Source organism: Desulfitobacterium dichloroeliminans LMG P-21439 (assembly GCF_000243135.2).
GTDB classification, from domain to species: domain Bacteria; phylum Bacillota; class Desulfitobacteriia; order Desulfitobacteriales; family Desulfitobacteriaceae; genus Desulfitobacterium; species Desulfitobacterium dichloroeliminans.
This window is the reverse complement of the sequence record NC_019903.1, coordinates 2,080,404-2,104,575: the sequence shown is the minus strand read 5'-3', so window position 1 is coordinate 2,104,575 and position 24,172 is coordinate 2,080,404. Positions and strand designations below refer to the sequence as shown.

20 protein-coding genes and 1 tRNA gene are annotated in these 24,172 nt (G+C 43.2%); 17 read left to right on the top strand and 4 right to left on the bottom strand.

The genetic code is table 11. From position 1 onward, the window contains the following. Nucleotides 1-44: 44 nt before the first annotated feature. Nucleotides 45-269 (bottom strand): alpha/beta-type small acid-soluble spore protein, encoded by a 225-nt coding sequence (locus DESDI_RS09920; protein ID WP_015262477.1) that lies wholly within the window; start codon nt 267-269, stop codon nt 45-47. A 120-nt stretch (nt 270-389) separates the two neighbouring features. On the opposite strand from DESDI_RS09920, the gene DESDI_RS09915 reads away from it, so the two are divergent. After that, nucleotides 390-647, top strand: coding sequence for a hypothetical protein (locus tag DESDI_RS09915; protein ID WP_041219397.1), 258 nt, complete (start codon nt 390-392; stop codon nt 645-647). Between the two features lie 21 nt (nt 648-668). Here the strand turns inward: DESDI_RS09915 and spoVB are convergent, their stop codons facing one another. Beyond that, nucleotides 669-2,210: a stage V sporulation protein B gene (spoVB, locus tag DESDI_RS09910; RefSeq protein ID WP_015262475.1), complete on the bottom strand. Its 1,542-nt coding sequence runs from the start codon at nt 2,208-2,210 to the stop codon at nt 669-671. A gap of 267 nt (nt 2,211-2,477) precedes the next feature. On the opposite strand from spoVB, the gene iadA reads away from it, so the two are divergent. The 4 genes from iadA to DESDI_RS18425 all read left to right on the top strand — a co-directional run bounded on the left by iadA (nt 2,478) and on the right by DESDI_RS18425 (nt 7,610). Beyond that, nucleotides 2,478-3,698, top strand: a complete 1,221-nt coding sequence (iadA, locus tag DESDI_RS09905) for a beta-aspartyl-peptidase (RefSeq protein WP_015262474.1) — start codon at nt 2,478-2,480, stop codon at nt 3,696-3,698. A 25-nt stretch (nt 3,699-3,723) separates the two neighbouring features. Beyond that, a complete protein-coding gene (gene fusA, locus DESDI_RS09900; protein ID WP_015262473.1) occupies nt 3,724-5,745 on the top strand; it encodes an elongation factor G in 2,022 nt (673 codons plus the stop codon). A 306-nt stretch (nt 5,746-6,051) separates the two neighbouring features. Then, nucleotides 6,052-7,422 (top strand): sigma-54-dependent Fis family transcriptional regulator, encoded by a 1,371-nt coding sequence (locus DESDI_RS09895; protein ID WP_041219899.1) that lies wholly within the window; start codon nt 6,052-6,054, stop codon nt 7,420-7,422. Nucleotides 7,423-7,484: 62 nt separating this feature from the next. Continuing rightward, nucleotides 7,485-7,610: a hypothetical protein gene (locus tag DESDI_RS18425; RefSeq protein ID WP_015262471.1), complete on the top strand. Its 126-nt coding sequence runs from the start codon at nt 7,485-7,487 to the stop codon at nt 7,608-7,610. 179 nt (nt 7,611-7,789) lie between these two features. Here the strand turns inward: DESDI_RS18425 and DESDI_RS09890 are convergent. Next, a tRNA-Trp gene (locus tag DESDI_RS09890) sits at nt 7,790-7,863 on the bottom strand. 325 nt (nt 7,864-8,188) lie between these two features. Continuing rightward, on the bottom strand, nt 8,189-9,655 hold the full coding sequence (locus DESDI_RS09885; protein WP_015260846.1) for an ISLre2 family transposase: 1,467 nt from the start codon (nt 9,653-9,655) through the stop codon (nt 8,189-8,191). 229 nt (nt 9,656-9,884) lie between these two features. On the opposite strand from DESDI_RS09885, the gene DESDI_RS09880 reads away from it, so the two are divergent. The 12 genes from DESDI_RS09880 to DESDI_RS09825 all read left to right on the top strand — a co-directional run bounded on the left by DESDI_RS09880 (nt 9,885) and on the right by DESDI_RS09825 (nt 24,141). Beyond that, on the top strand, nt 9,885-10,727 hold the full coding sequence (locus DESDI_RS09880) for a PHP domain-containing protein (protein WP_041219897.1): 843 nt from the start codon (nt 9,885-9,887) through the stop codon (nt 10,725-10,727). A gap of 140 nt (nt 10,728-10,867) precedes the next feature. Beyond that, nucleotides 10,868-11,755: a BON domain-containing protein gene (locus DESDI_RS09875; RefSeq protein ID WP_015262469.1), complete on the top strand. Its 888-nt coding sequence runs from the start codon at nt 10,868-10,870 to the stop codon at nt 11,753-11,755. Nucleotides 11,756-12,003: 248 nt separating this feature from the next. Further along, nucleotides 12,004-12,978, top strand: coding sequence for a metal-dependent hydrolase (locus DESDI_RS09870; RefSeq protein ID WP_041219895.1), 975 nt, complete (start codon nt 12,004-12,006; stop codon nt 12,976-12,978). 152 nt (nt 12,979-13,130) lie between these two features. Next, on the top strand, nt 13,131-15,743 hold the full coding sequence (locus DESDI_RS09865) for a DNA translocase FtsK (RefSeq protein ID WP_015262467.1): 2,613 nt from the start codon (nt 13,131-13,133) through the stop codon (nt 15,741-15,743). Between the two features lie 144 nt (nt 15,744-15,887). Next, a complete protein-coding gene (locus DESDI_RS09860) occupies nt 15,888-16,253 on the top strand; it encodes a DUF1540 domain-containing protein (RefSeq protein ID WP_015262466.1) in 366 nt (121 codons plus the stop codon). Between the two features lie 191 nt (nt 16,254-16,444). Next, a complete protein-coding gene (locus tag DESDI_RS09855) occupies nt 16,445-16,885 on the top strand; it encodes a DMT family transporter (RefSeq protein ID WP_015262465.1) in 441 nt (146 codons plus the stop codon). A 121-nt stretch (nt 16,886-17,006) separates the two neighbouring features. After that, entirely contained in the window at nt 17,007-18,227 is a 1,221-nt protein-coding gene (locus DESDI_RS09850) for a M48 family metallopeptidase (RefSeq protein WP_015262464.1), read from the top strand. A gap of 25 nt (nt 18,228-18,252) precedes the next feature. Next, a complete protein-coding gene (gene kapD, locus DESDI_RS09845) occupies nt 18,253-18,882 on the top strand; it encodes a 3'-5' exonuclease KapD (RefSeq protein WP_015262463.1) in 630 nt (209 codons plus the stop codon). A gap of 92 nt (nt 18,883-18,974) precedes the next feature. Next, a complete protein-coding gene (locus tag DESDI_RS09840) occupies nt 18,975-19,319 on the top strand; it encodes a toprim domain-containing protein (RefSeq protein ID WP_015262462.1) in 345 nt (114 codons plus the stop codon). 213 nt (nt 19,320-19,532) lie between these two features. Next, nucleotides 19,533-20,822 carry an aminotransferase class I/II-fold pyridoxal phosphate-dependent enzyme gene (locus tag DESDI_RS09835; RefSeq protein ID WP_015262461.1) on the top strand — a complete coding sequence of 430 codons (1,290 nt, stop codon included), beginning with the start codon at nt 19,533-19,535 and terminating at the stop codon, nt 20,820-20,822. 16 nt (nt 20,823-20,838) lie between these two features. Beyond that, on the top strand, nt 20,839-23,160 hold the full coding sequence (locus DESDI_RS09830) for an ATP-dependent DNA helicase (protein WP_015262460.1): 2,322 nt from the start codon (nt 20,839-20,841) through the stop codon (nt 23,158-23,160). A gap of 189 nt (nt 23,161-23,349) precedes the next feature. Further along, nucleotides 23,350-24,141, top strand: coding sequence for a site-2 protease family protein (locus tag DESDI_RS09825; RefSeq protein WP_242825385.1), 792 nt, complete (start codon nt 23,350-23,352; stop codon nt 24,139-24,141). The last annotated feature ends 31 nt before the right edge of the window (nt 24,142-24,172 follow it).

The following is a 24,172-nucleotide window of genomic DNA, read 5'->3' as shown; positions in this document are numbered from 1 at the left end:
GGACTCGACTATCGTTCAGAGTGCCCCTCTGGACGAAGTCTCGTTTAAAGATTATCGTTTTTAAGACTCTCTTCAGCTCGGCGAATCATGGCTTTTACCATGCTTCCACCGATTCTACCTCCTACATGACCACATTCGCGAGAAGTCATGTTGGCCCAACCTTGTGATTCGATTTTTTCGGTTAGACCTAATTCGGAAGCAACCTCCATTTTGAACTCGTCCAAAACAGACTTGGGCAAGATGCCAGCGGAGCGGTTAGTGCGACTCATAGATATCCATCTCCTTTCATCTGTTTAATCGAGACAATTCTATCTTTTGCAATGATGAAAGGAAATATAGTAAAGAAATTCTGGAGAATTTAAGCTTAATTGTTAAGGGAGGAAGCTGTGTTGATTATTGGAACCTTTTTGTTTTATTTTTTCTTGTTCCTTTTTGTATTTTCCTCCCCAGAAAAACTCAAAAACAGAGATAAAAGGTGGACTAAGATTTTAGTCTTACCCGCTATTTTTGCCTTATTGCTAAGCGTGCTCACCGTAATAAAGGTTTTCTTTATTTATAAAATATTATTGATTATTGTTGCGGGGATAACGATGCTCCTGACCTATTGGCAATACGGAAAGGAAATCAAGCAGTGGCTTGAAAAATAATCTTTTAGGCAACAGTCAACTTTAGCGAGGAATAAATTTACCTAACCATGGGATTCTGCGTAAATCATCACGATTGATTCCACCGTTTAGGAATAATATTACGAAGTAGATTCCTGTGCCCAGAATGATTTCCGGGAAAAAGGCTAGAGGATGGAAAGTAAAGAAGGGATGGAGGAGTCGGAAGGTTAACATCATACCGATTCCGCCGATGAGGGGTTGCAGTATGAATTCCCTAAGGTCCACAGGCATCCCCGTATAACGGACAATCGCTGCTAGGTTTAAGGTTGACGAGACAAAAAAACCGCAGACATAAGCGAGGGCGGTTCCTTTGAGTCCCCAGAGAGGGGAGGCTGTTAAGGTAAAGAGGATGGGGATACGAACCCCAGCGCCAATGATGGAGTTAAGCACCGGGAGTTGCACTTTTCCCAGGCCTTGAAGAATTCCGGTAGAGGTTTGTTGAAGGTAGGAAAATATCCCCCCTAAGGCCAGCAGGCGTAGAACATTGCTGGTATTTTTGCTTTTAAAGAAGGCACTGAAGGGGTCGGCAAAGAAAAACAGGATAATCAGACTGGGAACCCCAATGAAAATCGTTAGGCGAATTGCTTGAGCACTGCGGAGCTTGACGATTTGCATCTGCTTTCTGGCCGCTGCTTCCGAGATGGCGGGGACGAGGGAGGTAGCCAAGGCAAAGGTAAATACGCTGGGGAAATTGAGTAAGGTAAAGGCTGCTCCGCCAAGTTGACCAAACAGTGTCGTGGCTTCACGGGCAGTATAGCCTGCTACTTGTAAGCGTTGAGGTATCAGCATAGCATCTAAGGAGGATAAGCCAGTCGAAAAGAGCCTCCCGATGGTTACCGGATAAGCTAAGTGAAAAAGCTCTTTCATGGTTTGAAGCGGGTGCTCCGATTCATTAGCATGAGAAGGCTTTTTGTTTTTTTGGAGCTTATATTGAAGTATAATGACGCACGAGCCAACGATTTCTCCGGCTAACATACCTAAAGCTAGACCTGAGGCTGCCCATTCTATACCGCGAGGCAATAAGGTATAGGCAGTCATAAACCCAACCGATACTCTTACCAACTGCTCGCAGATTTGACTGATTGCTGTGGGAAGCATGTTTTGCATGCCTTGGAAATAGCCTCTAAAGGCAGATGAAATTGAGACCACAAAGATTGCCGGAGTACAAATTAAAAAAAGTCTGAGCACACGTGGATCGGGAAATAAACGTTCTGCTAGATAAGGGGAAATAAAGAAGAGAACGAGTGAAATCACGGCACCCGAACTGGTCAAGAAAACAAGGGCTGTACGGAAGATAGATTGAGCCCGTGCCGTATTATTCAGGGACACAGCTTCAGAGATCATTTTAGAAACAGCTAACGGTATACCTGCAGTAGTAAAGACAAGAGCTAGCATATACATGGGAAAGACCATGTTAAATAGGCCAAAAGCCTCTCCACCGATGTGGGTCATGATTAGGTATTGATAGATAAATCCTAAGACACGATTTAAAAAATTTGCGGTCAATAGAATGACAGCACCGTAGACAAATGTTCGTTTCGTCATCCTTCCCCCAACCCCCAAGTCCCACATATCCAGAATAACTTTATGCCTAAGGAAGGAAAGAAATGACAATTTTATGAAAGATTGTCTGAAAGGATGTCCTAGGTGTTAGAAAATTAATGATTTTCAAGTGCAATGGGTAATAAGAAAGGATTTTTATCTTTAGTGGAGAAATACTCTACTATTGCTGATTTGCTCAAACTTTCTAACTAATTAGAATAAGATTGAGGAGATTGAGCATTCTACTTCCCATAAAGGGAGGGGTTACCTGTGTGGAGCTTAATCAAGAATGCTAAAATATTTGCACCGGAACCACTTGAGGAACATGATCTTCTTATTGTGGGAAACCACATTGCTGCCCTAGGTAACGATTTATCTCTTCCTTCCTACATCAAGGGTCAAGTCTATGATCTGGATGGGAAGTACCTTGTGCCGGGTTTTATCGATGCTCATGTCCATATTTGTGGTGGTGGTGGAGAAGCGGGACCCAGTTCAAGGACACCGGAGGTCCAACTCTCACAGCTAACTCGAGCTGGGATCACCACAGTAGTAGGTTGCTTAGGGACGGATTCTTTATCCCGTTCTATGGAAGGACTTTTAGTTAAAGCTAATGCCCTTGAAGAAGAAGGATTAACGTGCTATGTCTATAGCGGAGGATATCAAGCAGATCGCATGCTTTTTGATAATCTCAGTAAGGACCTAGTCTTAATCGATAAAGTCATTGGGGCGGGTGAGATTGCTATCTCTGACCATCGCTCAGCCCAACCCCAGATTTCCGAGCTGGAACGCCTTGCTGCAGGAGCTCGTGTAGGAGGGATGCTAGGACACAAAGCGGGAATTGTTCATATCCATCTAGGTGAAGGTAAAAGAGGTTTATCCCCCATCAGGAGAATTGTGGCGGAAACTGAAATTCCTATTACCCAATTCATGCCAACACATATCAATCGAAAGGAAAAGCTCTTAGAGGAAGGTGTAGAGTTTCTAATAGCGGGTGGCACAATTGATCTAACAGCAGGTTGCGACGATTTTGAACCCCATTTACGAGTTCCCTTCGTTTTAAATACCCTCTATGAACAAGGATTATTAAATGACCGTGTAACCGTCACTTCCGATGGAAATGGTAGCTTACCTCAGTATAATGAGGCTGGCGCCTTAGTCGGGATGGGAATTGGTTCGGTTCATGTTCTTTGGCGCGATGTTCGAGAGGCCATAGTTCAGTATAAGATACCCCTAGAAACAGTTTTACCAACGATTACTACCAACCCTGCCCGTATTCTGCATTTAAAAGGAAAAGGCATGATTCGGCAAGGCTATGATGGTGATTTAGTTGCTTTGACCGATGATCTTAGGATTGATAAGGTTTGGGCTAGGGGTAAATTAATGATTCGTGACCGTATGCCTGTTGTTTTTGGGATGTTTGAGACATCATTGGCGAGTCATCTTCAGACTGTAGAAACTCCACGATTAGTCAAAGGTAAAGATCCTTTCTAATACACATTAAGGAGGTTGATTTGTCTTGAAGACCTATGACACTATGAATCTACGCAACATATGCCTAGTAGGGCATGGGGGGGCAGGGAAGACGTCATTGTCGGAAGCTTGTCTCTTCAGCTCAGGCGCTACTACCCGGATGGGGAAAGTGCCTGAAGGGAATACTATGTCGGATTCTTTGCCGGAAGAAATTAAACACAAGGTGTCTATCAGCACGAGTCTTATTCCTGTAGAATGGCAAGATTTTAAAATTAATATCCTTGATACTCCAGGATATTCTGATTTTTTTGGAGAGGTCAAGTCTGCCCTGAGAGTGGCAGAGAGCGGGGTTGTTGTTCTGTGTGGCGTATCAGGTCTAGAGGTACAAGCTGAGCTTATACTTGACTTGATGGAAGAGCAGAAATTGCCTCGCGTTATTTTTATTAATAAGCTAGAGCGGGAAAACGCCAGCTTTAGTAAAACAATTGAACAATTGAAAGAGTCTTTTCCGAATACGCGATTTGTGCCCTTGCATATCCCCTTGGGTCTTGAAAACGATTTCCAAGGAGTAGTTGATATTCTAGAACAGAAGGCTTACGTCTATGAAAATGACGCCAGTGGGAAATATACTTTGAAGGATATCCCATCAGAATATGCTTCTGTGGCGGAAGAATATCGAGAAATATTGGCAGAAGCTGTGGCTGAAGCTGATGACGATATATTGACCAAATACCTAGATGGTGAAGTTCTAAGCAATGAGGATCTTCGCCAAGCCTTAAAAAGTGCTCTCGAACAAAATTTAATTGTGCCAGTCCTCGCGGGCTCAGCTCTGAAAAATATAGGGACTGGAAATTTGCTTGATTTTTTTGTCCAATATGCACCGGGTCCTCAGGTGAGAGAAGAACGAAGCGCTCTTGTCTTCAAAACCTTGGCAGACCCTTATGTTGGCAAAATGAGCTTTGTTCGAGTCTATGGAGGAAAGATTCAGGCTGACAGCTTAGTCTACAATACTCTGAAGGAAAAAGAAGAAAAAATTAGTACTCCTTTTATACTACGGGGTAAAAATCAGGATCCTGTTCAATCCATACCCGCCGGAGATATTGCTGTTATAGCTAAACTCCAAGACGCTGCCACAGGGGATACCCTTTGTTCCAAAGATGATCCTGTTCAATTGAAAGGTATTGATTTTTCAATCCCCCGTTTACCTGTTGCGATCGCGCCTAAGAGCAAGGGTGATGAGGATAAACTGGGCAATGCTCTGGTCCGCTTAACTGAAGAAGACCCCACCATGCGGGTAGAAAAAAATATTGAAACTAAAGAGCTGATTCTTTACGGTATGGGTGAGATGCATGTGGAAATCCTCATGGAAAAGCTCCAACGGAAGTTCGGGGTGGGTGTCGAGATGAAAGTTCCTCGCGTTCCCTATCGGGAAACCATTAGAAAATCCGTGAAAGTGGAAGGTAAGCATAAAAAGCAGAGCGGCGGCCATGGACAATATGGTCATGTCTGGCTCAATCTTGAACCGATAACAGATGATGAGTTTGTCTTCTCTGAAGAAGTTTTCGGCGGGGCTGTACCTAGACAATACTTTCCGGCCGTCGAGAAAGGAATCCGTGAAGCTATGCTGGAAGGTGTATTGGCTGGATATCCTGTCACAGGATTTAAGGCTACTCTGACCGATGGCTCTTATCATAGTGTGGATTCTTCGGAAATGGCCTTCAAGCTGGCCTCCATCATTGCCTTCCGCAAAGGAGCTGAGATGGCTACTCCTACCTTGTTAGAACCGATTGTCGAGGTCGAGGTCCGGGTGCCGGAGGCTTATATGGGTGATGTCATCGGAGACATCAATGGCAAAAGGGGTAGAGTTTTGGGAATGGATGCTGATGGCAAATTCCAAGTGATTAAAGCCCATGTCCCGCAGTCCGAAATGATGCGTTATGCCATCGATCTCAAATCAATGACCCAGGGTCGTGGAAGCTTTGATATTCGCTTTCTAAAATATGATGAGGTGCCCTCCCGCATAAGCGAAGGAATAATCAACGAATTGAAAGCAGCTCAAGGCAATTAAAGAGACGAGCATAGTAAATCATCAGCTTTAGGAATTTGAAATTTATGATAGAAACAGTCAGTTCACCCTGGCTGTTTCTTGAATTTTGATGGAAAGCATACACAATACATTATACATTTACTGTTCAGAATTCTGTGCAGAGGCACTTAGTACCGTTAAATAAGAATCATAAAATAAATATAATTAAATAAATGATTCAGTTCCAGAAGGGGATTCGCTTAATGCGTTGAATATTCAAATTATTAGATATATTATAAATATTATAAGAGGTAGAAGAGTGGAGGGCTCAAATTGAGACGGGTGGAGATGAGAGACAGCCTACGGATTGAAGAGGAATTACATGTACTTTATAATTCAATTCAAGAAGGCATTGAGGTTGCAGGAAAAGATGGTACCATACAATATGTCAACCCCTATTTTAGTCGTTTGACAGGCATATCACCTCATGAAAGGATCGGCAAGAACATCTTTGAACTCTCGCCGGAAGGTGCCTTAGCAAGAGTATTGAGAACACACGAGCCCATCTATGCTCATCGTTCGACTATTGAAGAATGCGCTACAAATGTGATTGCCAACGCCTATCCTATTATTATCGAGGGAAATATTGAGGCCGGCTTAGTGGTTTTCAAGCCTCTAACCGACGCCTCCAAGCTGAGTGATGAGCTTGAAGTTTATAAACAAAGAATTCAAGTCCTATCAAATCGGATCAATCAAATGGCGCCCAGTATTTATAGCTTCGATGATATTTTGGGTAGTCATCCCGATTTTGTGTTTGTACGCAATAAAGCTCGCCGTGCCGCCGAAACCAATACCCCCGTGATGATTAGAGGGGAAAGTGGTTCAGGGAAGGAGCTTTTTGCCCATGCTATCCATAGTGGCAGTTTACTAAGCCACAATCCTTTTATGAAAATTGATTGTGCAGATCTTCCCGAAAGCCTTTTAGAAAGTGCACTCCTTGGTTATGAAAAGAACAGCCAAGGAAATAGTAGTGATCAGAAGTTAGGTAAACTGGAGTGTGCCAGTGGCGGAACTCTTTTTCTTGACGAAATTGGTTTGCTTAATGAACATATGCAGAATAAATTGCTTAATATCCTCCAAAAAAAGAAATTCCAACCGCTTAATGGATTACGAACCATTGAACTCGATGTCCGAATTATCTCAGCAACGAACCGTGACTTAAAGCATATGGTAGAGAATGGTGAATTCTCAGAGGATTTATATCATCTACTCAACGGGGTTGATATCCCCATCCCTCCCTTAAGGAAGCATAAGGAAGATGCTCTGACTTATGCTCAGAATTTTATCTATAAGGCGAATCGGAAACTGGGTAAGAATGTCATTGGTATAACAACTCAAGCAGAGCAGCTTTTGCTAGACTATCATTGGCCGGGAAATATCCGCGAGTTAAAAAATGTGATAGAAATGGCGATGGATTCTGTAGAAGGAGATATGCTCAATATTAAGGATTTTGCGAGTTTGATTGAGGTTGTGAATAAGACCGAGGAAATTCACTTTCGTGAGCCGATGGCTCTTGATCAATTAGAGAAAAAAATGATTCGTCTGGCCTTAGAACGTTACGGTAATTCCGTGGAAGGGAAAAAACGAGCTGCTGGAGTTTTGAAGATTTCTTTAGCTACTCTCTATAATAAGTTGAAAACTTTAGAAGATAATGCTTGAATTAATGAGTATGCTTTTGTGGAAAATCGCTTATCCTATAGATAAAAAAGGAGGGATTTTCCATGGGGTTTTTCAGTTCCAAGGGTAGAGACCCTAAGAAGAAGTCTGACCCGGACAAGAAGCAGCATCGACGCGGCGATGCTATCAAAGAAGATATGGAAGGATTCAAGGACTTGTATTGGCCCTAAGGGGTCTGCTTAGGTCGTATCTATGTTATGATTTATAAAAGCTCTCAACCGATCGGTGAGAGCTTTTATAGTTTATTCTCAAGCTTAAATAATGACGCAAAGGGTAGGGCATTCGATGGCAAACAAAAAAGTCGGTAAAAATCACCGACTTAAAAACTCAAGGCAAATTATAAAAATTTTGGCAGGGGATGCAGGAGTTGAACCCACACTAACGGTTTTGGAGACCGCTGTTCTACCATTAAACTAATCCCCTACAGATCAATACTGACGACAAATGAAATTATACTTCAAGGCGAAGAAAGTGTCAACTAAAACTAAAGAAAAGTTGGTGTCAAGTAGACGTGGGCAAAAATTCTATTCCTCGTAGTTGTGTAGATACGTAATAAAATCCCTTTTGCTTCCAGATGCAGTTCAACTCTGGGGTAGACTTGACATGGGACCCAACGGCGGATGCTTCCATGGGTCAAGGCATGGGGCTCACAAGATGTATTCCTTTGGGGTAGGCCCCATCCCCCTGATTTAGGGTAGCATCAGCCGCCCCCATGTCAAGTCTTGATCTGGGGTCTTTTGGTTAAACCTTACCGGTAGATCATCTCGCTAAATGTTTTGAGATTGAACATATTGCGAATGACTTTCCTGCCGTTTGTTACTGAGCAGTTTGTGTAGGGCAACTCTCCTCTATGTACCGGGTATATTGATTTCTTTACGGCCTTCTTTAGTCCGCTTTTGCTGTTCGTTATGGTTTCTACGAATCTCTCAGTCAACCGGTCCGGGAGCTTTCCTGAAACTAGGGCTGCTATCTTTTCCTTGAAGCCTTTTCCCATTTTTAAAGCGATTATTTTGGAGAGATGGGTTGCTCCTTTTTCGCTCCAGCTTCTTGCCCCTTTCATGCGGGAAGCGAATACCCTCACTTGCCTTTCCATCGTGCCTAAATTCCTGTATTCTAAGCCCTCAGGGGCTTTGGGTAACGTCATATCTTCTCTGTCCTTATAGGGTACTATCCCGTCAATATTGCTTCTTATGTAGCTTTCTAGTCTACCAAGTTTTTCTATCTCTTTGGCCACTCCGCCGCTTTCATGCTTGAGCTGCTCAATCTTTTCGAATACCTTTCCAAATTCCCCAGCCTTAAGCCATTTTAGGATGGGTCTTCTAGCCTTTTTGTCTGATACATTTCTAGTGACTGCTTGAGCAAGATGAAAGGGATCGAGCTGAAATTTATCTGTTTCTTGATCATGATCTCGTCTTATCCATGATGCTCCATCACCATTTAGGACTCGATAGATAATTTCATCTACATTGTAATTCTGAGATATTGATGCGTCTCTTAGTTCTTTCATCTCTTCCGATTTCATGTAACCTGCAAAAGCCATTTTGCCCACGGTTTCGTACTCTTTAGATGACGGATATCTTGGCTTCCAACCCTCATAAGTAACACTAATCTTAAGCTCTTTTCTGCCTTTGGAGCTCCCTTTTTCTCTGCTCTTTCCCTGCATAGATAACCACAGGCCATCCGCTTCCTCAAAGAGAATGGGAACGTCTTTACTCCCGCTTAATTCATTTTTCTTAAAGGAGTCCACTAGTGCCTTTTCTGCTTCAATTTGTTTCTCTCCCACAGCTTGCACGATGTTCCATACTCCTTGGTGGCTGATGGTTTGATTCGTTAAGGTTGAAACCGCTTGTGCTACTTCTCGGTAGGACATTGCACAACTGTATTCTAAAATCTTCTCTACGAGATTAGGAGACATAAAGCCCATTGTTTCCAATCTCAGAGCCTCATCCAAAAGATAAACATACTCTTGACTACCATCGTCTTTGGCTTTCCTATATATTGCTCGATCGACTGATACTTCTCCCATCAGGGTCTTCATTGAGGTTGACTTTTTGCCTCTATGTCTTAGAACTGCTTTATCCCTGCTCTCTGCAAGCTCTGTATCCATTTCTTCCAGAAACTTTTGGAGGAGCAGTTTCGCAACTTCACAACCTATTTTGTAAAAATCTCTCTCAATATCCTTGAATGTTATCTTTTCTTTGGTTAAACTATTCATGTCACGCACCCCTGTATTTTGTGGCTTTAGCAACTACCAAACTACAGGAAATTCGTGATTTTGGGAAGAGTTTTTTAGCTCTTCCTAAATTTTTTGCTCTTTTGCCCACGATAATTTTACTCTAACTAAAGAAAAGTAAATAAAAACTGGCGATATCCATTGTTTATAAAAAGCAGGATTTTGCTTACTAAAAAAGAAAGACTATGTTTAGTGGTGGAAAGTAGTGGAGGTGGGCCATACGCAAATCGATCTGCATATTCATACTAGGGAATCCGATGGATCTCTTTTAGTAAAAGACGTAATCCGCGAGGCCTTCGAGCGTGAAGTACGTATTTTAGCTTTGACCGATCACGAAACGACTAATGGGGTCCAAGAAGCCATCGCCTTAAGCCGCGAGTACAATATAAAAATTATTCCGGGGGTTGAACTGGTTACAGCGTATAAGGGGCAAGAGGTTCATTTGCTGGGCTACTTTAACTTTGCAGGTTTCTTGCATTCTGATCTACAGTCGCGCCTCAAAGAACTTCGCGAGCAGCGCACGGCTTTAGCTTATGACATGGTCAAGCGTCTTCAGCGAGATGGATATACATTAAAATGGTCAGAAGTAGAAAGGATTGCCAATCCAGAGGGAGCTGTCAGCAAAAGCCATATTATGAGAGCTCTGCATGATCATGAAAATGGGACGATCCAGTGGCCCAGTATTGCTAAATTATTTCAGCCATACGGGGTTGCCTATCTGCCTTTTTTAGAGCATTCCTTTGAAGAAGCGGTTCAATTGATCTACGCGTGCGGCGGGGTACCAGTGTTGGCGCATCCTGGTCTCATAGGAAACCAAGAGCTAGTGGGGGAGCTATTGTCCTATCGCCCTATCGGGTTGGAAGTATATTATGGCTACTGGGATCAGCGCGAGACCTTAATCGATCACTATGAGAAATTAGCGAAGAGCAAAGCCCTATTCACAACGGGGGGGAGCGATTTTCATGGCCTTAACGGCCCGGTAACCATTGGCGAAGTGGATGTTCCATTGTCGTGTGCTCAGGATCTGGTGAGTTATCTTAAACTTGACCTTTAATTTGTCTCGGCGGTATTTAAGAATCAAGTATTTTTACCCTCAACTTAAGGATAAAAACATCCCGGAGGAGAGAAACTAGCCTTAGGCAACAAGTGCGAAGACAGTGTCTTCGGGTTACTATAAGCTGGGGGGACAAAGTTATGCTAAAAATACGGCCGGAAGAAAAAGTGCATGAAGACATTAAAATTCTCATTCAAACACATTTTGGGGAAACTGGGCAAGGGATCCATATAGAGGTCAAAGGGGATAAGGTTTCCTTGTGGGGAACTGTGGATAATCTAGCTGAAAAGGATTTTATGGGTCAAAGAATTCGTCGCGTTGATGGAGTGGGCGAAGTGGATAATTCTTTAACTGTTGCCAACGATGGAAAGGTTACGGATAAAGACATAGAAAAACAGGTCAACGAACGTTTTGCTCAATCGAATTTCGAAGAGATTATGCATTTGGGATGCCGAGCCAGCAGAGGAATTGTGACCCTGCTCGGCCATCTCGAGACCCAAAGTAGTGAGAGACTAGCGAAACGCATTGCATCTCAGGTTAGGGGAGTTAAGGAAATTCGCAGTGAAATCGATTTTCTCGAAAATGCTGTGGACGATGCCACCCTTGTTAACCGAGTAGAGGATGCTATGGTTGCGTCTCCTTGGGTGAATGCCCACGAAATCAAAACAGAGGCCCGTAATGGCCTTATTACCCTTACGGGTTTAGTAGATTCACAGGAGGAAATGGAGTGGGCAGTGGATACGGCTTATCAAGTGCCGGGTGTGAAGGCCGTGGTCAGTGAACTCTTCTCGCGACATCGTTCTCAAGGTGAAGATCTCTATATGACCGAACAGCTCGTGCGTAAATTGGGTCAGCATGGTATGAACTCCCGCAATGTTCGAGCCTTTGTCCAGGGTGGTATTGCTTATTTAAGTGGTGAGGTCTACTCAGATGAGGACAGAAGATGGGCGGAATCCATGGGTCAGCACGTGGAAGGGATTAAGAGTACGAACAGCGCAATTAAAGTAGCTTCCCACTCAAGCAAATAAGTTTTAACAAAAGCCCAGATATAGTTAAATTGAAGGGCAAGGCTCAAATGCTTTCTAGTGCATTTGGGCTTTTTTCTTTTTGCATCTGTTTCCGAAGAATAGCATGATAGATATGGAAGAAAAGTAATTTAAAACTATAATTTCTTATAATGACTAATCCATATATGAATTGATGTGTGATATAATGAAAACGTTCGTTAAAAGATGGCGAAAGAGAGTCTGTGGAATTTTTAAAATCGGATAATTATCTGGAGGTGTTGAACATCGACCCCATCACTCATGGTCTAATTGGGGCAGCCTTATCGAGTCTTTCCGGGCACCCTATGCAGCTTAACGATCCAATTTTTATTGGTTGCACATTGGGGGCTATGGTTCCCGATTTGGATATTGTTACACACCTAAAAGGCAGAATAAATTATCTGTTGAAACACAGGGGAGCGAGTCATTCATTACTTGCTTTAGGGGGAATGGCGCTCGGTCTCGGTAGCCTTGTTCATTTTATTTTCCCAACCAGTGCTTGGCTAACGGTTGTTTTTTGGACTTTATTAGGAACTTTATCACATGGGATTGCTGATTTGCTAAATTCTTACGGCGCGCAATTGCTATGGCCTTTCTACAAGAAAAAGTTTACTGTAAACATGGCGATGGTGACTGATCCCGTCATTTTTGTCTTATTTCTCTCATCCCTAATCTTTTCCCTTCGGCGACCGGAGCTGGCAATATACTCGACTATGACGGTTTTAACGGTCTCTATGATCTATCTTTTGATTCGGGAAATAGATCGCTTAAACACCCGAAAGAGGCTCTCGCAGGCCTTCGCAGTGTGCGTTGGACAAATTAAGGTTCTTCCTGCCATGTACCGTCCTTTTAACTGGTCCTTTTTGCTGTATGAAGAGGATAGAGTATCCTTTGGGATTATGCAGAAGAAGGAAGGAAGGATTCTCAAAAGTTTACCGCAATGGGATGTTGAAGATCCATGGATTAATAACGCTTTAGAGGGCGAACTGGCTGATATTTTTAACCAATTTACACCCTATTATCACGTTATTCGTAAAGATGTTGGGCTGGAGGCAAAGATCCAGTTCGTGGATCTCCGCTATTGGAATAAAGAAGATTTCCTCTATAAAGGTGAAGTCTTGGTTTGTGCCGATGGCAAGATTACTGAAGAGAGATTCTTTTCCTTTGGAAACAAGGATTCTCAAGGAATCGTGTTAGAGTATTAATTTAAAAGCAAAGAACACAGGATTTCCTCTGAAGGAATATCCTGTGTTTTCCTGTTGTACTAGGACTTTCAGGCAATAATGCCATAGAAGCAAAAATTTCTTTGACTATATTTTAAACATAAAGGATAATTGAAGGTGGTGGAGGTGGGACCGTGTCGAAAAGAAGAAGAAAAACCCTGCCCATCCGGCAAGGGTTTGCTATAGTATTGGCCTTATTAGGATTTCTGACATTAATGGGTGAATTGGGTATCACTGGCGGAAAGGCGTTTTACCAGCTTCTTAAATATCCATTGGGGGATAAGGCTTGGCTGGCGCCCTTCGTATTTTTTCTTTTAGCCATGGCAGTTTGGGGATCGACCTTATTTGTGAAACGGCAAGGGTCACCTTCTAAACGAGTTAAGTCACAGCTACGTAGCAAGCCAAATGGAAAACTTAAAGTTAGGCATCTTCAGGAAGAGCCCTTGGCAGAAGCATCTTATTTTAATCAAGGTGTTGAACTTCCGAAAGGGAAGCTTGTCTCCTTAAAAGGGTTTGATGACTATTTTTCTTCAGACTTAGAGTTAGAGCCTATCGAACCCTTGGTTGAGCTAGATTCCTTGGGCAAGGATTTTACTACCTATTTCAAGGAAGGACAGGAATTATCGTTCCAGACAATGGGTACCCGTCTAGAAACCGTCAAGGGATTTTCCAAGTATTTTGAAGAAGTTAGTACTGAAATAGAGCAAGAGCTTTGGGATGCTCAGCCGATTGCTGATGAGCCAGCTAAAAATACAACAGCTTTTCCCAGTAAGCGCGAATGGGATAAACCAAGCTTTACAACTTTGGGTTCCGATTATTATCCGGGGCAAGTCGCACAGCTCAAGAAGAATGACCACAAAGACCAAATATTCAAAGGGGTTTCTCCTGAAGAGCGGGCAGCTTTACTTGGCAAATCAAGAATTTCTGAAGAAACAGCCTTTGATAGCTATGCAAGGTCTGAAACCATCCAAGCTTTTGAAGAAAGAGCAGAACCGACAGATGAAGACCCAGTGAAGCACATAACAGATCCCCTCCGGAATGAAAGTAGCGTTTCAAAGTCAACCCTTGGGGAAGAGGCTATTGGGTTGCCAACAGAACCAGAAGAAAATACATATTCTATGAATGAGAGTGATGAGTCTTTTCTCGATAACGATACCATGTCCATAGAAGTAATGTCGCTAGAAGAAGAAAATGAAGAAGAAATTTTGGTTCAAGCAAAGGAAGATCTTACAGAAGAACTCATACCTTCAGTCGAACCACAAAATGTTGTCGAAGAGCAGAGGGTTATTAAGCCCAAGGCTTGGAAATTGCCTAGCTTTGACCTTCTGGATATCCTTCCACAGGTCACAGTTGTTTACGATCAAGATACTCAAAAACACTTAGAACAGGTCTTGGAGAATTTTGGAGTTCACGCTAAAGTCATTCGGGTTGCCAGAGGTCCCGTAATTACCCGTTATGAACTGGCTCCTGCACCTGGAGTTAAAATTAGTCGGATTGTTAATTTAGCTGATGATATTGCTTTAGGTTTAGCAGCTCGTGATGTGCGGATAGAAGCTCCTATTCCCGGAAAATCCGCCATTGGTATTGAAGTCCCCAACAAGCATCCACGACCCGTTCCTTTTCGTGAAGTTCTTGAGACTCCAGAGTTTAAAGCAGGATCTGCAAAGCTGCGGGTTGCTCTTGGAAAAGATATTGGTAATCAGTCTATCGTAGCAAATCTCGCAAAAATGCCGCATCTCTTAGTGGCAGGGGCGACCGGATCGGGAAAAAGTGTTTGTATTACTGCTATCATTAATTCATTGCTCTTTAATACCTGTCCCGATGAAGTTAAGTTTTTAATGGTTGACCCTAAAATGGTTGAACTAAGCATCTATAATGGGATTCCCCATCTGTTGGCACCTGTGGTCACCGATCCGAAGAAAGCTGCAGCTGCATTAAAATGGGTGGTTAAAGAGATGGAAACTCGCTATGAGCTTTTCGCCGCTTCCGGGGTACGGGATATTGAACGTTATAATCATATGAAGGCTCAAGAACAGGGACAAAGAAGGGTTCAAGGTAGCGAAGAAGCACGGATTGTGCCGGCGATGCCTTGGATTGTGGTCATTATCGACGAGTTAGCGGACTTGATGATGGTAGCTGCCGACGATGTGGAAGAGTCGATTTGTCGACTAGCCCAAATGGCGCGGGCGGCAGGAATCCACTTGGTTATCGCTACCCAAAGACCCTCAGTGGATGTTATTACTGGAGTAATCAAGGCGAACATTCCCAGCCGAATTTCCTTTGCGGTTAGCTCTCAGATCGACTCCCGAACCATTCTCGACTCCACAGGGGCAGAGAAATTATTAGGACGTGGGGACATGCTCTATTCGCCTCAAGGTATTAATAAACCGATGCGGGTTCAAGGGTGTATGGTGACTGACGATGAGGTGCAGAAAGTTATTGCTTTCTGGAAGGCTCAAGGTTCACCTGAGTATCTTGATCCGGAAGGATTTATCAACGTTTCTCCCTCGGCCAAGGGAGAGAGTGCAGGTCCCGATGATGAACTCTTTATTGAAGCGGGTCATCTGATCATCACAACGGGCATGGCTTCTGTTTCTTACCTGCAAAGAAAGCTAAAGCTGGGTTATGCCCGCGCGGCAAGACTCATTGATTTGTTAGAGGATAATGGAGTAGTAGGTGGCTATGAAGGAAGTAAACCACGCCAAGTCCTACTCAACATGGATGAGTTTGAAGACCGTTTTGGCTAATGATAAATATCGAGCATATTATTATATATTAGAGAAGGAAGGTCCTTGAAAAAGGATGCCTTCCTTTTTTTTAGGAATAAAGAGGAAAATGCGGGCAATACTAACGGTAATCCATCGTAAGAAGAGTCAGGAAGGAGTAGGATTATGAGCATTCAACTAAAATGTGATGCGGTTAATTGCGTGTATAATCGCAGTCAACTTTGTTCAGCAGAGGAAATTGAAGTTCAAGGAGGTCAAACCACAGGGGGAGATAATACCTTCTGTGGAACATTTAATTCGAAGAGTCTGGGCAACTACGTGTCATCGATGGGAAATATGAATTATAGCGGGTCTTTAAAGCAGATGGTATCTTCAGAGCCGGTTATGGACCCTAAGGTTCATTGTAAGGCAGTAAATTGCACCTATAATTCTTCAGAAATGTGCCATGCTGACCAAGTTGCCATCCGTAATGAAAGCTCACATTCTCCTGAACAAACCGTATGCGAAACATTTTATCCGCAAATAAGTTGATCTCCAAAAAACAAGTCTTAGTTTAAGATGCTCGAACTGAGGATATAATTAACTTAAAGCTTGCCTGTCCAGGGTAAGCTTTTTTGTAGTCTTTTCGTTATAGTCTTTTGTGGAATAAAAGTTGTATAATAGATTGGATAGTGCTTTAGTTCGACTAGAGCAAGCGCTAGAGCTAATGAAGGAGATTGTCCATGAAAGCTTTTTTTGTATTCGTTGCCTTATTCGGAGGAATGTTACTTGGAATCCAGACCCCGATCAATGGAGCCTTAGGTAAGCGGATCGGGAGTATAGAGGGAGCGCTGGTTTCCTTTACTATTGGGATGATTTGTTTGCTATTTGCTGTATTCTTCTTCGGCAGGGGTAATCTCAGTCAAGTTACCCAAGTGCCTAAGCTATGGCTGGTTGGAGGAGCCTTAGGTGCCGTTGCTGTGACTTGCTCGATTCTTTCTGTCCAGCGGATTGGGGTGACGAGTGTATTAACCGCTGCAGTGCTCGGTCAAATTATGGTGGGACTTATCATCGATCATTTTGGACTACTCGGTGTAGCTAAGGTGCCCGTGGATAGCTTACGTCTACTCGGAGTAATCGTGATGATGGGTGGTCTGTTTCTGGTTCTCAAACCAAACGGCTAGTAATTTTTTCTTTTATCATGATCTACGCCATATTTCCCTTTGGGAGACATATACATAGTGGTATACTCAATTTCTTGTCTGTAATAGGTTCAAGGCACTGATGCCAAGGAGGAGTAGAGGATTGAAAACCCGTAGTACGATGATTTGGATGCCACTCATGAGTTTCGCTCTCCTCTTTAGCCTGCTGTATTTATGGTATGTCCTTTTTCCTGGGCCTATTCGGCCAGAGGCAATACAACTCTTTGGCTTGGATCAGGTTCAGCAAGGACAAGATTATAGTAAAGGAACGAGAATGTCCTACATTCTCAGCTTTATGGTGCAGGCTCTTTTCCTGATAGGATTTCTAGCCTCAGGTCGAGCCAGCAGTCTTTCCCAATGGTGCGAACAGAGGAATCAAAACAATCCATGGCGTGGCTATATCGTGTTTTACCTGATAATCTGGGTGATACTAGCTTTAATACGTTTGCCATTTGCGTTTTTTAGTTCCTTCTACTGGCAGCATCTCTGGGAATTCTCTACCCAATCCCTCGGATCATGGGGGGTAGATTATTTAAAACAATCCCTGCTTGATATTGCACTCGGCGGAGTGGGTGTCATCCTCTTATTTCTAGCTTTTCATACCTGGCCAAGAATCTGGTGGATAATTTGCGGTGTTTTCTTTTCTCTATGGTTGGTTATGCAAAGTATACTTTGGCCCATCCTGATTGCGCCTATGTTTAATCATTTTCAGCCAATTGAAGACCCGATAATTACCGAAATGGTTTATGAGCTCGCGGATAAGGCTAATTTAGAAATAAAGGAAATCCAGGTTATGGACGCCAGCCGAAGAACGACCAAAGCCAACGCTTATTTCGCCGGGGTGGGTGGGACCAAACGAATTGTGCTTTACGATAATCTTCTCAACCAGTATTCCTTAGCAGAAATAAAAGCTGTTATTGCTCATGAAATGGCACACTGGCAAAAGGGTCATATTGCCAAGGGACTCACCTTAGGAATCTTGGGAAGCTTTCTGGTGTGGGGTGGAGCGTATCTTATTCTTCGTGCGTATATTTCTAAATATCATGTTCCACCGCTAATCTGGGCTGTGTTGCTCTTGTTTGTTTTGCTTACCAATTTTGTCAGTGCCCCGTTACAAAATTCGATTTCTCGACAGATGGAAATTGAAGCGGACCAATCAGCAGTCTTATTGACGGGAGACCCCTCGGCGGCTATCCATTTGCAGACGAATCTTGCCTTGAAGAATCGCTCTGATTTATCCCCTCCTAGATTCGTCGAATGGCTGAGCTACACCCATCCTTCAGTGCTGACAAGAATAGAAAAAATCCGCGAAGTTACAGAATAAATTTTTAAGGAGTGGAGATTACATAATGGACTTTTTAGTTGTGGATTTTGAGTTTTCCGTACCGCGCAGTTATGGTAAGCCCCGGGCCTGGTTTTCTGAAATTATCGAAGTGGGTGCCATTGTTCTAGATCAGAATGGCAAATTAGGGGATAAAACCTATAGCGCTTTTGTGAAACCGCAATTTTGGCCTCGTCTAGCAGACGAAAGCTATGGGATTACGGGTATCCGTCAGGAGGATGTGGATCGTGGGGTTAGCTTGGAAGAGGCGATTAGCCACCTTCAAGAACTGGCACCACAGCGTGATTCTTATCTAGTTGCCTGGGGAGATGCAGATCGTAAAGTACTGGGTAGTGTCTGTGAAAAATATGGTTTGGCATATCCGTTCATCTGGGATAACTACGTTGATTTAGCGGAAGAGTACAAAGCTTATCGTTCACTGGATCGTTTGCTTTCATTAAAAAGGGCCATTGAAGAGAATGGTATCGAGCAAATTGGGATTCTCCACTCGGCTTTAGACGATGCTATCAATGCTGCGCAGGTTATGGGGAGAATGATGAGTGAAGGCTGGTCTGCCCAAATTAATGAAGAGAACTCAGTACCGGATGAGAAAAAGATTGCGGAGAGCATTTCTCAGAGGAACATTAATATTGTTTAAAAATGTATGAAGCGAAGGACTTTTTAGCCATCCTAGACCTAACGATTTGTTTAGGTCTTTTTCCAACAAATAATAGGATTGGAGGAAAGCGGATGTCTAAAATCATTATTGTCGAAGGAAAAACGGATAAAGAACGTCTTCAGGAAATTTTAGTTGAGCCCGTGGAAATACTCTGTAGTCATGGAACCATGGGTTATGAAAAAATTGAAGAATGGGCCACCGAACTTGAAGAGTCAGAAGTGTATCTTCTGGTCGATGCCGATGACTCAGGAGAGAAGATCCGCAAAAATCTCCAACAAGAGTTGCCAAATATTCATCATCTATACACCCATCGTATGTATCGAGAGGTTGCTACGACCCCCTTAGAAGTGCTTGCTCAAGTTTTAGAGCACGCTCATTTTGAAGTCAGGGAAATTCGCTCAGAAGAAAAGATCTAAGCAGATGACGGTTGTCGAAGGTCAGCCGTCATTCCTTGTATTAATCATGTATTCTATATACTCGTGTAAATGGGGAGGAACTTTTTGAGTTTGTATCGAATCATAAAGGGATCTTTAGATAGAATATATACTCTTTAGGAGATCAGAGCATTTATTTGTTGAATAATATAGAATAAGACAAAGAATTGTGCCAAAGAGAAAGGAAGAAATCTCATGCATGATATCGCAAGGGAACTCAATGAGCAGATCAAAAATGAAAATCCTCATGTATACGAGCTCCTCTCAGATTTAGGAAGAAATTTATATTATCCCAAAGGAATCTTGACTCAGACCGATGAAGCCAAGGAAAAGGCTTATCGTTTTAATGCTACGATTGGAATGGCTATGGAAAAAGGGCAACCCATGTACTTGCCTGTTATTCAGGAGACTCTGTCCGAGTACAACCCTCAAGATATTTATACCTATGCACCGCCCGCCGGCAAACCAAAGCTTAGAGGAATCTGGAGAGAAAAATTACTGAAAGATAACCCCTCTCTTCTGGGTAAAACCTTTACACAACCGATCGTTACCAATGCCTTAACTCATGGTTTAAGCATCGTCGCCGATCTTTTTTTAAATCCCGAAGACACTTTAGTTCTTCCCGATAAAATATGGGGTAACTATACTCTGATTTTTGGGACCCGTCGGGATGCGAAAATTAAAAGCTTTAGCTTTTTTACCGGGGACGGAAAGTTCAATGCTCAGGGAATGAAAGACGCTTTGCTGGGCCAAAAAGAGCAAGGCAAGGCGGTCCTGCTCCTCAATTTCCCGAATAATCCTACGGGCTATACTCCCGTTGAAGAAGAAGCCGAAGCTATTATCGAAGCCTTGCTGGAAGTCGCTGAGCAGGGCATTAATCTGGCGGTTATAGCTGATGATGCATACTTCGGACTCTTCTATGAGGATTCTATCAAAGAATCCCTCTTTGGTCGTATCGCTAATATCCATCCCCGTATTCTGGCTATTAAAGTGGATGGTCCCACCAAAGAAGAGTATGTATGGGGATTCCGGGTGGGCTTTATCACCTTTGCCGATGCCAGTCCCGTTCTATGTGAGTGCTTGGAAAATAAGGCTAAGTCTATTATCCGTGGCACCATTTCTAATGCGTCACACCCTGCACAAACTTTTGTTCTTCATGCTTTGGAGTCGCCAGACTTTGAGAAGCAAAAGCAAGAAAAGTATAAGATTATGGAAGGTAGAGCCTTAAAGGTCAAAGAGATATTAAATAGCGCCCTCTATCAAGAGCTCTGGGATTATTATCCCTTTAACTCCGGCTATTTCATGTGCCTTAAGCTTAAAGGGGTGAAGGCAGAGGAATTAAGACTGCATTTGCTTCAAGAGTATGGGGTGGGCGTTATTGCCTTGGGTGAATCAGATATCCGTGTCGCTTTTTCCTGCGTAGAAGAAGAAGACCTAGAGGAACTATTTGCGTATATCTATCGAGGTACTAAGGATTTAGCATAACAAGGAGTAGCAAGTCTTGGACAAAAAACAAAGGGTTTCTGTTCGAACCCTAGTGGAGTTCGTCTTAAGACAGGGTGATCTGCAAACAGGCTTTAGGAGTGCGACTAGGTTGATAGAAGGGACCCGTGCTCATCAGATTCTGCAGAAACAGCGCGGGGAAGATTATCAACCTGAGGTCGCTTTACACACGATTTATCACCAAGACGAGCTTACCTTAGAAATACATGGGCGAGCAGATGGAATTTTTCGAAGTGAATCAGGGGTTGTTGTCGAAGAGATTAAATCGACTTCTCTGGAGTTAGACTTAATCGACCAATCCTACAGCATTTTGCACTGGGCGCAAGCTCAGTGCTATGCTTATATATTGGCTAGTCAAGAAGAACTGGCTCAAATACAGGTTCAATTAACGTATATTCACCTGGAGACCCATGAGACTAAGGAGTTTATGAAGATCTTTAGCTGTGAGGAATTAGAGAACTTCTTTACGGATTTGGTTGAGCGCTATTGTGCATGGGCTAATCGGCTTTCTGCTTGGGTGCAGCTTCGCAATGGGAGCATCGCTCAGCTGGAATTCCCCTATCCCTCTTATCGCAAGGGACAACGAGAGCTTGTTGTTGCTGTCTATAAAACGATTAAAGAGGGCAATAGGCTGTATGTCCAGGCACCCACGGGTATCGGCAAAACACTGGGGACGATTTTTCCAGCCTTAAAGGCTCTTCTTGAAGGTGAAGAGGCGCCGGTTTTTTATTTAACGGCGAAAACCATTACCCGTACCGTTGCCGAGAGCTCTTTGTTGATGCTTGAGCATCAAGGATTGTCTCTCAAGAGGCTCACCCTTACGGCCAAGGACAAGATATGCTTTAATCCTGGTTGTGATTGTAATCCGGAAGACTGTAGCTTTGCCAAAGGGTATTATGACCGGCTAGGCCTAGGATTAGCAGATATTTTTCAAGTGGATGTTTGGAACAGAGAGCAGATTGAACGCTGTGGTAGGCTTCATGCTATCTGTCCCTTTGAATTCTCCTTGGAATTATCCAATTGGGCGGATCTTGTCATTTGCGACTATAATTATGTTTTTGACCCTAGAGTTTTTCTCAAACGCTTTTTTCTTGAAGGTGGGGCCTACACTTTTTTGATTGATGAAGCTCATAATCTCGTTGATCGAGCACAGGAGATGTTTTCTGCAGAACTCAATAAAGAAGAGCTCCAGCATGTTAAAAATCTCGTGCAAGAGGAAGAACCGGTTTTAGGAAAGCGACTCCAAACGGTGAATAGGAATCTTCTGAAGCTTAAAAAGCAAGGACTTGAGGTGGCAAAAGACGCTCCCACATCCTTGTACTCCTCCTTAGAACGAGTTGTTAATGAAGTTGAGAAGATCTTTAAGAAAGAGGAAAACTCCCCCTGGAAAGAGAAATTAACAGAGCTGTATTTTAGTATTCAGGCCTTTTTACGGACAGCAGAAAGCTTTGATGAACATTATCTTACCTATTATCAGAGTACAGAAGAGGACTATAGGGTTAAGCTTTTTTGTGTAGATCCCGCCAAGCGGTTGAGTGAGGTCTTAAACAAGGGACGTGCGGCGATTTTCTTCTCAGCGACCTTAAGTCCCCTAGAGTATTTCATTAAAATTTTAGGGGGAGAAAAGACCTCGTATAAGCTGCACTTAGCTTCTCCCTTTCCGCCGCAAAATCTCTGTGTCATGATTCAGAAACAGATCTCCACAAAATATAAGCAACGCTCCTTGTCCTTGGATTCGGTCGTGGAAGCCATAATAAGTCTTGTTCGTGGCAGAATAGGTAATTATCTAGTCTATTTTCCTTCCTACGAGTATCTTGAGCGCGTTCGGGAGCGATTGATGATGCTTCATCCTGATCTCAAGCTCTTACCCCAAACCTTTGGAATGGCGGAGGAGAATCGAGAAGAATTCCTGGAAGCTTTTCAAGCAGATCCTCAAGAAAGTCTGGTAGCCTTGGCCTTGCTGGGAGGAGTATTCGGAGAAGGGATAGACCTCACCGGAACTCGCTTGTCCGGAGCGATCATCGTCAGTGTAGGACTCCCACAGCTTGGCTTAGAACGGGATATAATCCGCAATTACTTTCAGGAATGTTATCGGCAGGGTTTTGAATATGCTTATATGTACCCTGGGATGAATAAGGTGCTCCAAGCCTGTGGAAGAGTAATAAGGACAGAACAGGATCGCGGGGTTATTCTGTTAATTGATGAGCGATTTGCGCGCTTAGGCTATAAACAGCTTTTTCCTAAGGAGTGGAAGGATGTCCACTATCTCCAAGACAATGGTCAGATACAACCCATACTAGAAAGGTTCTGGAGATTATAGATTGTTGAGTTATCCTTCGCCCACCCAAAGTGCATAGAGTTAAGAGTATAGAGGATAAAGTCAAGGAAGGAGAGATGGAACATCGATAAGTTTAACCATGAGAATAATAGACAAGAGCATTGGATTGAAAATAGGGAAGGATTCTCTCCCGAACGAGAAGATGAGCTAAACCTGGATGGTGAACATAACGTGGCTCCTCAAAAAGAGCGGAAGAAGGGGTTAATGGCTATAGCTGCCTTTGTCATAGCCCTTTTGATAAAGGGGAAATTCTTAATTGTTTTTCTTTTGTCGAAGCTGAAGTTTCTCTTCATCTTTCTTAAGCTTAGTAAATTTGCTACGACTGCAGTTTCTATGCTCGCAACGGTCTGGATCTATGCCGTTTTTTATGGCGCAAAATTTGCCTTGGGATTTGTGGCCTTGCTTTTTGTGCATGAAATGGGACATTACCTTACAGCCAAGCGAGTGGGGTTAGCGGTATCAGGTCCCGTATTCATTCCCTTTCTTGGGGCTCTCATTGGCATGAAGGAGACTCCCAAAGATGCAGTTATGGAAGCTCAGGTCGGCTATGGAGGCCCTCTCTTTGGCAGTCTTGCAGCGGTACTCTGCTTGTTTCTCTATTGGCTAACAGGGTATGAACTGGCCTTGGTTCTCGCTTATGTCGGTTTTTTACTTAATATATTTAACTTAGTTCCCGTCCATCCTCTGGATGGAGGACGAATTGTTGCCGCCGTTTCCCCCTACCTATGGCTCGTCGGTCTCCCGATATTAATCTATCTTATGATTCGGTCCTTCAATCCCATCCTCTTAATTATTGTGTTCTTAGGCTTATTTCAGGTCTATAACCTCTGGAAGAAGCGACATGAACTATCAGTCTATTATGAGGTACCCTTGAAGGAGCGAGTTCAGTTTGCCATTCTTTATTTCGGCCTAGTGGGTTCCCTTGGTATGGGACTAAGCTATACCTTGGAGCTTCTGGCTTAGCTTAAGCGAAAGGGATTGAAAACAACTCCCT